This is a genomic window from Jingyaoa shaoxingensis (genome assembly GCF_014385005.1).
In the GTDB taxonomy this organism is placed as follows: Bacteria; Bacillota; Clostridia; order Lachnospirales; family Lachnospiraceae; genus Marvinbryantia; species Marvinbryantia shaoxingensis.
Genome location: NZ_JACRSZ010000001.1, coordinates 499442 through 513547 on the forward strand (window position 1 = coordinate 499442; position 14106 = coordinate 513547).

A 14106-nucleotide genomic window follows, 5' to 3' on the forward strand; every position below is an offset into this window, starting at 1 on the left:
CTACCTCCTATTCACTCTTTGGATCCAGGATATCCCTGATGGAATCTCCAAGCATATTGAATACAACAACGACGATAAAAATTGCAAGTCCCGGAAAGATCATCAGCCATGGTGCTGACTGCATACAGGCTCTTCCCTCATTCAGCATATAGCCCCATTCCGGTGCAGGAGGCTTCGCACCAAATCCCAGAAAGGACATTGCTGCCAGCTCCAGCATCATAGATCCCACATCTGTCGCTGCTGTAATAATCAAAGTTGGCAATGCATTCGGAAGCATATAGCGAAGCAGCATATACGGAGTCTTAGAACCTGTTACGATTGCAGCAGATACATAATCGCGGTCACGAATCTTTAAAACCAGGCTTCGTGCCAGACGGGCATATTTGGTCCAGCTCACTACTACAATTGCAATAATCGCATTTTTGATACTGGCCCCCATAATACCGGCAACCGCAAGGGCAAGTACCAGTCCAGGGAAAGCAAGCATCATGTCTGCAATTCGCATGATTACAGCATCCACGATTCCTCCAAAATAGCCAGAAATAACACCTGTTACTGTTCCAACCAGAAAAATTAACGCAACTACACCAAATGTGGCTGTCAAAGATGCACGGGCACCATAAATCACTCTTGTAAAAATGTCGCGCCCCATCTTATCTGTTCCAAAAATGTGCTCTTTACTCGGCGGAAGCAATGCATCTACCAGAGATCCTTTCAACGGATCCACACCACCTGTTACAACAGGGGCAAATATTGCTGCCAGAATAATAAGCAGTGCAAGAATAGAAAACACGACAAACGTTTTATTCTGTAAAAATCTGTTTTTCTTCATAGTTCTCTACTCCTTTAAACGCATACGAGGATCAATGTACACATAAGATGCATCTACAATCAGATTAATTACCATGTAGATCAGTGCAAGCCATAATACATATCCCTGAATCAGATTATAATCACTGGATGTGATTGCTGAAACTGCCAGATTTCCCAGTCCCGGGTAAGAAAAGATGACTTCTACTACACTGGTTCCCCCAAGGAGGGAACCAATGGAAAGACCAAACATGGTAATCAGTGGAAGTAAGGAGTTCGGAAAAACATTCTGCCAGATAATTTTAGATCTTTTTACACCTCTGGCTTCTGCACCGATAACATAATCCTGACTTAATTCGTCCAGTACTGCTGTTCGAACCTGTCTTGTATACTTGGACGACATTGCAATTGCCAGTGTCAGCGCAGGAAGAAATAAGCTCTTAAAGTCTCCTGCTGAACTGATTACCGGAAATGCATGGATGTATACACAAAATGCCAGAATCAATAATAAGCCTACCCAAAAGTTTGGCATAGCGCACCCCAGAAATGTAATTCCACGGACAAGATAATCAATCCATTTATCTTTATAGAGTGCAGATAACATTCCCAGTGGCACGGACAGAATCAACATCATGACCATAGACATCAATGTCAGTTTCAGGGTCGGCCAGAGTCTTTCTGCCAGCAGTTCTGTTACCGGTCTGTTCAGACTGTAGGATTTTCCAAAATCTCCCTTCAGGCAATTTCCAAGCCATCTGGTATACTGCTGCAGAAATGGATCGTTTAATCCCATTTCCTCTCTTGTCTCCTGAATCATCTCTTCTGATGGCATCACGCCGGTTGCCGTATACATGTTACGCACAGGATCACCCGGTGACATGAACGTCAATGCAAATGTAATAAAACTGATTCCCAGCAATACAATTATAATCTGCAAAAGACGTTTTGCTATTTGTTTTTTGCTCAAAATGAACACTCCTTTTTGCTTTACTGTTATTCAGCCGGTACAATTTCAGTAGACAGCCAGTAGTAATCTGCTGTGTGGATATGTGCTGATCCGACTTTTGCGTTGTTATAAATCATAGATGAGTTATAGTATCCGTCAACCAAAACAGCTGCATCATCGATCAGGATCTGCTGCATCTGGAAAATGATATCTTTTCTCTTATCAGGATCCATTTCACTCTGTAATTCCTTATATAATTCGTCATATTCCGGATTTGAGTATGCACAGTAAGATGTATCCGTTGCCCAGTTCGCCATATATGCCAGAGGATCTCCGGTACCAACTGTAATCCAGTTATTATTATTGAAATCATAATCCAAAGCTGCCAGTTTGCTCCACTGATCATCAGAGCTGCCGTATTCCGGAACCACACCGATACCAATTTCTGCCAGATACTGTGCATGAGCATCTGAGAAATCATTCAGCAGACGGTTTTCGTAAGAAATATATCTCAGATTGATGTTCTGACCATCCAGTTCACGGATTCCATCTCCATCTGTATCCACGATTCCTGCTTCATCCAGGATCTGTTTTGCCTTTTCCGGATCATAGGTATATGGATTTACCAGTTCATCATAACCATAGTTCAGTGTAGATGGCAGAACTGAGAAACCTGGAGTATAAAGTCCGCCAATTGTCTTGGAGTTACAAATTGTGTCATTGTCAATTGCCATCAGTATCGCCTGACGCAGTGTTTTGTTGCCCAGCACTCCGTTAAAGTTCATCCATGAAAATCCGCAGCGCACACCAGATGCAATATCTACTGTATACGCATCGTTTTCCTGAAAGCTCTGAATATCTGCTACGTTCGTAATATTTTCTACCAGGTCTACCTGTCCACTCTGAAGTGCCATTGCCTTTGCAGAATTATCTCCCATAAACATCAGATTTACTTTGTCATAAGGTACATCTTCACGATAATATTCATTGGCAGCCAATTCATATCCAACACCGACTCCATTAAACTTTTCGATTTTGTAAGGACCGGTACCGATAATTCCATTATCGAAGTTCTCGATATGCTCTACGTCTGTGATACCCATGGTCGGATGGCAAAGCTGCCCCATCAGGTTTGCATATGGTTTACTTGTTTTAATGAAAATGGTATTTGCTTCATCATCAGCAGTTACTTCTGCTTCAAATTCCAGATATTTTTCTGGTTTTGCGGATCCGGAAGGTCCGACTTCTTTCATATGATCAAAGTATGCTTTTACTTTGGATGGAGTCAGATCACAGCCATCAGAAAACTTGATACCATCTTTCAGCTTAATCGTCCACTCTGTATGTTCATCATTTACTTCGTAACTTTCAGCCAGCCATGGTGTTACTTCCATGTTGTCATCAAATTTAAACAGTGTTTCCGCAATTCCGTATCTCATGGCATTCCATCCACCATTTTCATCCATGGCACTATTTACTACACCATCTGTATACATGGCACATCCAAAGTTCAATACCTTATCTTCTGCATTTGCGGTAATTCCCATAGCCAGCAAGGCTGCTGTTGCAGCTGCAATCATCATAGCTTCTCTCTTTTTGTTTTTCATTTTCTTTCTCCTTCTCCTTATCTTTTTGTTGAATTATTATGATGATATCGGTGTTTTCACATCTCTATCTTTTCATACTGATTCTAATTCATATGGAACTGAATTTATCTATTTCATAATTTTTCTGTAAACGCTTTAAATGAGTCAAAGTCTGCTGATGGTTCATAAGCCTTCATAACCTTCATCATGCTCTGGGCACTATATGTATTATCATACATACCTATAGACAACGCATACTGGCTGTCAAACTCTTTCGGAGATGTTGCTGTCCAGAAGGATTGCTGCAGTTGAAAAGCACTGCCATTTTCCCGATAATCCCCGGCATACCCCTCATAAGCATTTTCCATAGCTACAAAAGCAGGTGCCACGATTGCTCCGTATTTACCAACCAGGTAATCCAGGTTTTCTTTGCCGTCATATCCTTTTGTGTGAAACAGTTCATAGTTCTCCTCTGTAAAACAGTCAATGGCTCCCACCTGAATGTCTTCTTTTTTCTCCTGTTCACATGCACTTATGGCATCCATGAAGCTATTCACACTCAGTACGCTGAGAATGACATTGTTTTCTCCGTCATCCAGGACTTTTCGCAAATTTTCATTCAAATTCTCTACACTTGGATAGCCCGGAACAATGGTAATCTGTATATCTGTTCCTGTTTCGATTTTTTCTGTATCTGTTGCCAGTACCAGTTCTTCTACCGGTTTTTCATAAGACAAATCATAGCTTTTCTGAAGCTGATTCAAAATACCTGCAGTTCTCAGCCTGTGCATTTCATTATTTACTCCGGCACCGCCACTGGTAATGATATACTGATTTTTCCTTTCGGTATCTTCTGAAGCAAAGTACTGTGCCATATCTTCTGCTGCTTTCTGTTCTTCTTCTGCTGAAGGACCAATCACTCCCAAAAAATATGGATTATTTTTTACTTTTTCAAACATTTCGTTGTTGATGGTTCCTGAACCACGGACATAGTACATCCCATATTCTTCACAAACCGGAAGTACCTGTTCCAGATCAGTAGAAAGGAACGAAATGATTCCCTTTACTCCCTTTTCATGCAATTCTTCTATAAATGCAATTTCATCTTCTGCACTGAGGATTCCTGTTGAATAGATAAAATCTACATTAAACGTGATGCCAATGTAGTTTTCCAGATAATTTCGAAATGCTCTTACTTCTGCATCGTTAAGATTATACACAGAAACACCGATCACTGTGTTTGCTGTTTCTGAAGTGTCTGAAGCCAGAACCGTAACACTAATACAAATAAGCATTATCACTCCAGCTATCATAGTTAACCATTTTTTCATATCAAACTGCCCCCCATATTACAAAATATTTCCACTTTTTCTTCCTGACGCATAATAAAAATGCAATATCATATGAATTGAATTAAATAAAAAAAACACCCTTTTATTGCTTTTAGGGTGCGCTGTAAAACATACTATATTGTTCTCTTATACACCGTAAGAAGTAACCAATTTCCTAACGTATGCAGGTCTCCTGACTTGAGTTCTACATCTGCTATCGTCTTCCCACAATTATCTGCAGTGACCTTATGATAATCGACTCCCTCTTACAGTGGCGGGACCGTACCGGATTTACACCGTTTTCCCTTTTCATCTTGCTTTTGGCAAGAACATACGTCAAATATCTAATTATTTTTAATATAATGGTTCATGAAACAACTGTCAATAGTATTTATAAAAAATGTCTTCTCTTTATAACAGTTCAAATCATACTACAGAACCGTATTTTTTGCGAATAGCGCGAAAAAAGGCTTCGTCAAAATGATTGTGGGAATCCTTTTTTAAAAACCGTTTCCAATTGCTGACATACAATATGCATCCAGCCCTTTCCAGGTTTTCTCACTGTTGATACCTCTGACTGATACTCCTATTCCTTTTTGTTTGCATAATTCCAATATTTTGGCACTCACTTTTGCCCTTTTTATGCACAAAAATACGCGGTTTTTTCCACTTTTCAGTTTCTCTGCCTTTTGAACCATGGCTTCCACTGACTCTGATTTAGGAATATAGCCGATTTCTGCGACTGGATCCATTTCTTTCACCCATTTCAGATATTGAAAGTTAAAAGAGATCCACACTACACGATTCTGCAATCCTGATTCCTGCACCATTTTATAAACCTTGCGAAACTTTGCTTTTGTCAACCCGCTTCCATTCTTCAGTTCCAGATACGGTATCACATCCTTCTGTACACAATATCTCAACACTTCTTGTAAGCTTGGTATCTTTTCCCCTGCATACTTTGATGACTTCCATGATCCGGCATCCAGTTTCCGAAGCTGTGCATAGGTATATTTATCTGCTCTCCCATGCCCATTTGAAGTACGATCTACCCGCGCATCATGCAAAATCACCGGTACATTATCTTTCGTAAATTGAATATCACATTCAATATACTGATATCCTTTATCTGCTGCCCGTAAAAATGATGCCATAGTATTTTCTGGTGCCCTGGAACTGTATCCCCTGTGTGCTACCCGGTATGTCTGTTTCTCTTTCGTTTTCTTTTGTCCGACTACACGTATCAGACAGCTATATGTTTTTTTGTTCTTGCCCATGCAGGTAATCCATGCTGTTCCACAGCTGTTTGTATTTATTTTTCCATTCTGCACCGTTGCAACCGCCGGGTTTGATGTTTTCCACTGTATGGCTCTGTCCCCCTTTAATCTCAATCTGACAGACTTCCCCATCTGCAGCAGATACTGTCTGGATGACAACTCTGGCTTCTTTGCTGCCATACAGTCCTTCGATCCGGCACACAGCAACATCAACAGCAATAACAATAGCATTCTTCTTCCCTGTTTCATTTTTCCCCCTTATCTGGCAGCTTCCTGCCTGCTGTATTATCTGCTGCTTTCTCCCTTTCCACAGCATACTTTTTTAATCATAACATAAAAACAGAGCAGTGCAAGTATAAATCTATACTTTTTACTGCTCTGTATTATCATTCTATATCATTTCAACCACTCAGGCCATCTGTGCTCCTGCACTGGTCAGTGCCTTGCGTACTGCTTTTGCTACTGCATAAGCTGCTGCCAGAGATACCAGATCCTTTACAAGATATGGTGCAGAACCTGCCAGGAATGCTGCCCATGGGCCAAGTCCTGTCACAATAGCCAGCTGGATCACTCCCAAGATATGACAGCATGCCAGTCCTGCTACAGACAGACCGATCAGTGCCGGCATGGTTCTCTTTTCATATCCCAGTCCACATAATGCAACCATCGGAAGGAATCCCCAGATATAACCGCCTGCCGGGCTGACAGCAAAGCTGAGACCTCCGGAGAATCCTGCAAATACCGGAACGCCTACTGCTCCAAGTAAAATATAAACCGCTGTAGAAGCCAGTCCGTATTTCCATCCTAAAATATAGCCAGCCAATGCCATAGCAAATGTCTGCATTGTTACCGGTACTCCTGACGGCAATGGGAACTGGATCTGAGACATGACTGCCATCACCGCAGCCAGCATACCTGTCATTACGACTTTTTGAATTGAACTCTGTGTTTTCATTTTCACTTACTCCTCGTCTTCTGTTGTTAACTCTTTTTTTGCTCAAGTTGACAATAGTATAAGCATATTCTTTTTATTTGTCAACCTTTTTTATTTAATTGGTTAACATTGCTTTCTACTCGAATCAGAGGCTCCCCTGCTTTTATTTTCTCTTTTGCAATCGGAATAACTTCTTTCATCTCTTTTGTGTTGGTCACAAAAATCGATGTCACAGAATTATACCCTTTCTCTTTTAGTAATTTCAGATCTACCGTCATCAGCTTCTGTCCTTTTTTTACCAGTTCTCCATCTGTTACATGAAGCTGAAATCCATTGCCTTCCAATTCTACCGTATCTATGCCCACATGAATCATAAGTTTAACGCCTTGCGCATTTTTCACAGCCACCGCATGTCCAGTCTGTGTTGTCATAATTACCGTGCCATCAAATGGTGCCAGAATTTCTTTCTGAGAAGGTAAAATTCCTACCCCTTTCCCAAGTAATCCCATGGCAAATGTTTCATCCGGGATCTGCTCCTGAGAAATCACTTCACCGGAAACCGGTGCATATATCATATTCCTTTCTTCTTCGGAAGGAACCGTTTGTTTCCAGAATATACCGGTCAGTATAAATGCCGTACCACCTGCTATCAGCAGCATCAGGCAATATTCTCTGGTACAATCCATCGTGATCAGAAATCCCAGTAAGCCTGTCACACCATAAGTAGTCGCATAAACCCCCATCATGGCACCTGCCGCTGCTCCAAAGGCTGCACCAATCATACCGCATACCAGAGGCCTTATATACCGTAAATTAATTCCGAATATTGCCGGTTCCGTAATGCCAAGCGCTGCTGACATACTGGCCGGAAGTGCTACTGCTTTTGTCTTTTTATTCTTTGCTCTGAAAAAAACAGCCAGACACGCCATACTCATGGCAAAATTAGAAGAACTGGATACTGCAATCCAGATATTTTTCCCATTCTCTGCCAACATACCGGTTTCCAGCACGCTAAACATATGGTGGGTTCCGAAAATCACAGTCAATGGATACGCTGCCCCACACAAAAATGCTCCGATTCCCAGAGGAAGACGCAAAGTAAATCTTGTGATATCCAGAATCCAGTTTTCCATTTTCACAAAAACTGGTCCTATCATACCCATGGTCAGAAATGCTGTCACCAAAATCGTAACCAGTGGTGTAATAAACAAATCCATCATTTCCGGCATATGCTGATGCATCCATTTTTCAATCTTGCACATTACCCAAATACCGATAATGACCGGTATGACATGTCCCTGATAATTCACACGACGAATATGAACTCCCAGCACATCCCAGTAATTTACCATCGCCGGAGTCGCAGCCGCTGACCAGGAAGTCAGAAGACTCTTATGCATCAGTAAAAGTCCTATCACTCCGCCAAGGTATAGATTACCTCCAAAAAGCCTGGTTGCACTTATTGCTACCAGCACCGGAAGATACGTAATCCCGGTATTAGCCACCAGCTCTATCCAGTTATACAAATCACTTTTTGCAAATCCCGGAGCACACTTTCCGATTGCCTCAATGATTCCCATCAAAAGTCCTGCTGTAATCACTGCCGGAAGTATGGGAATGAATACATTTCCAACTACCCGGATCATCCTTCCCGGCAACTCAGAAATACTTTTTCTCCGTTCTTCTTTACGTTCTGTATATTCTGTCAGTCTGGCAATTCTTCGAAACTCATGATATACCTTATTTACTGTACCTGCACCAATAATAATCTGCAGTTGGTCGTTTCCCTTTACGACTCCCTGTACTCCTTCTGTCTCCTCCAGTTTTTCTACATTGACATCCCCCATGTCTTTGACGATAACTCTTAATCTGGTCGCACAATGTTCTGCCCGGATCAGATTCTCATTTTTCCCAAGCGCATTATATATATTGCCTGCACATTCTCTGTAATTTAGTGCCATTTCATCCTCTTCTCTTTCGTTTCTTCCACACCCATTGTATCATACCTTGTCAACCATTCTATATCTTCCCACTGTCTTGTCCCGTTGTTCCTGAATCCCCATTTTCAGGTCCTCATCTGAGATAAAACAAAAAAAGACTAAGGCACGGACAGTCTCATCCACTGTTATCCTTACAACCTCAGTCTTTCGTAAATCTTTTTATTCTGTTATTTCAAATATATCTTTCTTTGTCCAGTTTTCCGGGATTCGTGTCAGTACCGCATCTTCAATCATCTCTTTTTCAAATATGTCAAAGCTCTTGTTCACAATTCCCATCTGAATTGCCTGCAAAGGAGCCAGACCGGAACGCATCGTCCTGATTGCACCAACCAGTCCACGAAAGTCCAGAGATTTTGTGGAAATTTCTCCATTGGATGCCTTGGTCTGAAGATCCTGAAACAACCCTGCAAACTGTTCAACGGCTTCTCTTTTCGCATCCGGAAAATACTGATTCAATAAAATATGCAATGTCTCCAGATCCAGTGGAGGCATGTCAATTACCATAAATCTGGAAATCAATGCTTCATTCAATTCCTTCGTTCCCGCATAACCGTAATTCATCGTACCAATAAAACGTGTTGCCGGATGCAGCTCTATTCTGGAATATCCCGGTACATCAATGCTTCTTCGATGATCCAATGTGGCATGAAGCACGGATACCGCGTCATTCTTTGCCATATTAATCTCATCGAGAATACCAAAACCGCCGTACTCTGCACATTCGTAAACAGGTCCCTTTCGAAGCTGAACTTCATTATTTTTAAAAGTATCTGTACCTATCAATGCTGCACTGTCTGTATTCACATGAAAGGAAACATTATAGGATGGTCGTCCAAACACCCAGGCAAGTGTCTCGCAGAGGACATTTTTTCCTGTTGCCTTTGCTCCAGATAATAATATATTTTCTCCATGTAAAAGTGCGGCAATGGCCATCTCTAGAATCTCTTTACCATAAAATAGTACTTCAGGCTTGCTGACATGATCCAATGCAGTCTCATCTATATCATAAGTATTACGAAAATCCAATACTTCAAAAATCAGTTCTTCTCCTATCCGCATCTCTTCCAGATAGGCTCTGATGTTCTTTTCCTCAGTTTCCATTCTTTCCATCCTGTTGTGGTATTTCAGGCTTTTCACCTGATCTCTGCCACTATTTTAACATTTCCTGTACAGATGTCAACCAATTAGCGGTCTTCTCTTCTCTTATATTCTTTCTTCACAGTCAATGACTTATACGCAGGACGGATAATCTTATCTGTTGTCACCAGTTCTTCGATTCTGTGTGCACTCCAGCCAACAATACGTGCAATAGCAAATAACGGTGTATACAATTCTCTCGGGATTCCCAGCATCTCATATACAAAGCCACTGTAGAAGTCCACATTCGGGCTGACACCTTTATAGATCTTTCTCTTGTCAGCAATGATCTTCGGTGCAATCTTTTCAATGTTATTGTAAAGTGCCATGTCCGTATCTCTGCCCTTTTCCTCTGCCAGCTGCTCTACAAATCCCTTAAATACTACTTCTCTTGGATCAGATAAGGAGTATACTGCATGTCCCATTCCATAGATCAGTCCCTTACGGTCAAAGGCTTCTTTCTGCAGAATCTTCGTCAGATAGCTCTCGATCTCTTCTTCATCCCGGTAGTCTGATACATGGGTACGGATATCATCCATCATCTTCATAACCATCAGGTTCGCTCCACCATGCTTACGGCCCTTCAGTGAGGACATTGCTGCCGCAATTGCCGAATAGGTATCAGATCCGGATGACGTTACAACTCTTGTTGTGAATGTTGAGTTGTTACCACCACCATGTTCCATATGCAGTAAAAGTGCCACATCCAGAACTCTTGCTTCCAGCTTGCTGTAAGACATATCAGGGCGAAGCATTCTTAAAAAGTTCTCTGCTACAGAAAGTTCAGGATCCGGTCTGTGAATATACATACTGGAGTCATTGGCATAATGATTGTATGCATGATATCCATATACCGCCAGCATCGGGAACGTACTGATCAGCATCATGCACTGCCGAAGTACATTCGATAATTCCAGATCATCTGCCTTCGGATCATAAGACGCCAGTGTCAGAATACTTCGAGTCATAGAATTCATAATATCGGCACTTGGTGCCTTCATAATTACATCTCTGGTGAAATTGGTCGGAAGACTCATCTGTTCGATCAGATTTTGCCGGAACTCTTTGAGCTGTGCCTCTGTAGGAAGCTCTCCAAACAGTAACAGATAAGCGCCTTCTTCAAAAATGTACTTTTCGCTAAAGCTCTCTCTTGCCAGTTCCCGTACATCTATGCCGCGGTACAGCAGCTCACCATCGCATGGAATCTGCTTCCCGTCTACCACATCAAAAGCCCTTACGGAAGAAATATTTGTCAGACCAGTCAGAACCCCATGACCATTTTCATCTCGCAGTCCCTTTTTTACCCCAAGTTCTGAATACAACTTTAAGTCAATACTGTCGTGTTCTCTGCAGACATCTGCCTGCCGTGCGGTATATTCCTCTATCTGTCTCATGCATACTCCTCCTTCTTATTCACTGTTTTTCTAATTTTCTCACCATTATATTATTGGGGGTGTACTCAGGTCAATAAAAAAAATATAAATTATTCTTAAAATACTATGTGTCACGTATTTGCCTTATGTATACAACTCCCTTTTCATTTTCCTCTGACCAGAAAAACAGCAGGCTCCAAAGAACCTGCTGTCACTGATCTGTCATGCAACCTTCCTGATTCTATATGTAATACATATCCTGTGAACTGGAAAGTTCCTGCTCGTAAGCATCTACCAGATTCTGCAGCGTCAGATGCTCCAGAAACTCACTCACCCAGCAGTTCGCAGGATCAATTATCTTTTCCTGTATAACCTTGGAGGCCAAATTCTCTCCATCTCCCAAAAATTCTTTTTCCAGCAGATAATCTCCATCTAACAGACGGATCAATTCTGACAGAAGAATCTCTCCCGGTTTCTTCGCCAGCAGATATCCTCCCTGTGGTCCTTTTATGCTTCGGATCATACCGCCCTTGCGAAGTGCCATAAAGATTTGCTCCAGATATTTTACAGAGATATCATTACGCGCTGCAATATCTCCAAGCTGTACACATGACTCTCTGGCATTCACTGCCAGATCCATTAACGCACGTATGCCATAGCGGCTGCGACTTGATAAATTCATAACCTGTGCCCCGTTTCTCTATCTATGTTCTTAACCGTCCAGTATCCTTCCTGATCCGGCTGTTACCTTTCTTTTCTATTATAACATGTTTTCCTACTAGGTCAATAGGATATTAGGCAGTTCAAAAACTATTTGACATCTTTCTTTGTCGGATTTTCCTGGCAGCTTCGTAACGATTTCTCTTATAAAAATAAAATGTGCATTTTTCCATGGCTGTCATATACGATCTCTGATTCTACTCTGTAGATCCGGCGGATCAGTTCCGGTGTCAGCACTTCCTGCGGTGTGCCATATCCTTCCAGATTACCTTCTTTTAACACGTAAATCTTGTCGCAGTAAGCAGCCGCTATATTCAGATCATGGATGGCTGAGATCACTGTAACATTCAGCTTTTTCACCAGCTCCATCAGCATAATCTGATGGGTAATATCCAGATGGTTGGTCGGTTCATCCAGAATCAGTGCCGGTGTCTGTTGTGCCAAAGCTCTTGCAAGGATCACTCTCTGCTGCTCGCCGCCTGACAAAGTTGAAAATGTCCTCTCTGCGAATTGTTCCATCTGCACTGTCTTCAGTGATTCTTCTACGATCTGATAATCTCTGGCATTATCCCGCTCCAGTGTCTTCTTGTGTGGTGCACGCCCCATAAGTACAACTTCCCGCACGGTAAAATCAAAATTGTAATAATTATGCTGTGCTACTACAGCCATCTTTCTGGCTGAATCTTTGACACTCATAGAATGAAGTTCTTCCCCGTCCAGATAGACGGATCCTGCATCCGGCTTCAGAATCCGGTAAATGCACTTCAGCAATGTGGATTTTCCGCTTCCGTTTGGTCCGATGATCCCTACCAGTTCCTTATTCTCGGATTCAATGGATACTCCCTTCAGTATCTCCCTTGCATGAAACGCAACCCTGATATCTTCTGTGGTTATCTTCATCACTTACCACCCCCGAATCCATAAGATTTGCGTATCAGCAGATAGATAAAGCATGGAGCTCCAATAATTGATACCAGAACGCCGATCGGCATCTCAGAGTTTTTCAGTACAATACGGCATGCCACATCACACCAGATCAGAAACGATGCTCCAAGAAGTGCACTAAGCGGCAGTAATTTCCGATGATCTGTTCCGAAAAGAATCCGTACCACATGTGGAATCACCAAACCGACGAAGCCAATGACGCCGGCACAATATACCGCAAATCCAATCATTACGGATGCCAGAATCAGGTAAGAAGTACGCAGTCTGTGAAGATCTGTTCCCAGTGTGATGGACACCTCATCTCCCAGCAGCATCAGATTCAGATTCCGGTACTGTGTCCAGAACAGTCCTGTGGCAATCAGGGTAATCGGCAGCATAACAGCTACTCTGTTCCAACTGGCTCCCGCCAGACTTCCCATACTCCATTTCATTACTTCTGTAGCCGCTGATTTATCATTGGTGATATAGATCACAAAATTGGAAAATGCTAAACATACGGCACTAACTGCCATACCGGCCAGAATCAACTTCGCAGAAGTTGCCTTTCCCCCCATATTCGCTATGAAAATTACTGCGAATGATGTAACCAGTGCTCCGACAAAAGCGGTAACCCCTACGGAATTTCCTCCAAGGAAGCCTCCTACGCCAAGCATAATGGCAAGTGTTGCTCCCAGCGACGCACCTGATGAGATTCCAAGGACATACGGATCTGCCAGCGGATTCTGTACAATAGCCTGCATTACTACGCCACATACGGAAAGCGCCATTCCGACGCCAAGAGCCAGAAGCACTCTTGGCAGACGAATCAGCCACACCACATCGTGAATTGCTCCTTCTGCATACTCAGACAGTCTTTTGATGTGAAACAATTTGTAAGCAATGACACTATATACATCTTTCAGAGAAAGATCTGCATTTCCGAATGTGATCGCTGCCAGTATAGAAAAAATCAAAAATGCCAGTAAGCCCAGAAATACCGCAATGTAGGAAGTTTTTCGAAGAATCTTACTTCTTTTTTCCTGTAAATTTTCTTCTTTCACTTTATTT

General features: G+C 42.1%; 12 protein-coding genes and 1 riboswitch. All 12 genes read right to left on the bottom strand.

Translation table 11 applies throughout. From position 1 onward, the window contains the following. Positions 1-7 precede the first annotated feature (7 nt). Positions 8-832 carry a nickel transporter permease gene (gene nikC / locus H8716_RS02380; RefSeq protein ID WP_158440231.1) on the bottom strand — a complete coding sequence of 275 codons (825 nt, stop codon included), beginning with the start codon at positions 830-832 and terminating at the stop codon, positions 8-10. 6 nt (positions 833-838) lie between these two features. Next, positions 839-1786, bottom strand: coding sequence for a nickel ABC transporter permease (nikB, locus tag H8716_RS02385; protein WP_408610876.1), 948 nt, complete (start codon positions 1784-1786; stop codon positions 839-841). A gap of 17 nt (positions 1787-1803) precedes the next feature. Beyond that, the gene (locus H8716_RS02390; RefSeq protein ID WP_249306932.1) at positions 1804-3363 is read right to left on the bottom strand and encodes an ABC transporter substrate-binding protein; all 1560 of its coding nucleotides are present in this window, start codon (positions 3361-3363) and stop codon (positions 1804-1806) included. A 113-nt stretch (positions 3364-3476) separates the two neighbouring features. Next, positions 3477-4673 (bottom strand): type 1 periplasmic-binding domain-containing protein, encoded by a 1197-nt coding sequence (locus tag H8716_RS02395; RefSeq protein WP_249306933.1) that lies wholly within the window; start codon positions 4671-4673, stop codon positions 3477-3479. Positions 4674-4839: 166 nt separating this feature from the next. Continuing rightward, a riboswitch (cobalamin riboswitch) is annotated at positions 4840-5023 on the bottom strand. A 150-nt stretch (positions 5024-5173) separates the two neighbouring features. After that, positions 5174-6199 carry a glycerophosphodiester phosphodiesterase family protein gene (locus H8716_RS02400; protein ID WP_249306934.1) on the bottom strand — a complete coding sequence of 342 codons (1026 nt, stop codon included), beginning with the start codon at positions 6197-6199 and terminating at the stop codon, positions 5174-5176. Positions 6200-6359: 160 nt separating this feature from the next. After that, entirely contained in the window at positions 6360-6905 is a 546-nt protein-coding gene (locus H8716_RS02405; protein ID WP_249306935.1) for a biotin transporter BioY, read from the bottom strand. A gap of 80 nt (positions 6906-6985) precedes the next feature. Further along, entirely contained in the window at positions 6986-8845 is a 1860-nt protein-coding gene (locus tag H8716_RS02410; protein ID WP_249306936.1) for a glucose PTS transporter subunit IIA, read from the bottom strand. 198 nt (positions 8846-9043) lie between these two features. After that, a complete protein-coding gene (locus tag H8716_RS02415) occupies positions 9044-9985 on the bottom strand; it encodes an AAA family ATPase (protein WP_249306937.1) in 942 nt (313 codons plus the stop codon). 83 nt (positions 9986-10068) lie between these two features. Then, positions 10069-11415 carry a citrate/2-methylcitrate synthase gene (locus H8716_RS02420; protein ID WP_249306938.1) on the bottom strand — a complete coding sequence of 449 codons (1347 nt, stop codon included), beginning with the start codon at positions 11413-11415 and terminating at the stop codon, positions 10069-10071. A gap of 220 nt (positions 11416-11635) precedes the next feature. Continuing rightward, on the bottom strand, positions 11636-12076 hold the full coding sequence (locus H8716_RS02425; protein WP_249306939.1) for an RrF2 family transcriptional regulator: 441 nt from the start codon (positions 12074-12076) through the stop codon (positions 11636-11638). A 182-nt stretch (positions 12077-12258) separates the two neighbouring features. Then, positions 12259-13014, bottom strand: a complete 756-nt coding sequence (locus H8716_RS02430; RefSeq protein ID WP_249306940.1) for an ABC transporter ATP-binding protein — start codon at positions 13012-13014, stop codon at positions 12259-12261. Continuing rightward, positions 13014-14099: a FecCD family ABC transporter permease gene (locus tag H8716_RS02435; RefSeq protein WP_249306941.1), complete on the bottom strand. Its 1086-nt coding sequence runs from the start codon at positions 14097-14099 to the stop codon at positions 13014-13016. Before H8716_RS02435 ends, H8716_RS02430 begins: the two co-directional genes overlap by 1 nt. Positions 14100-14106: the final 7 nt, after the last annotated feature.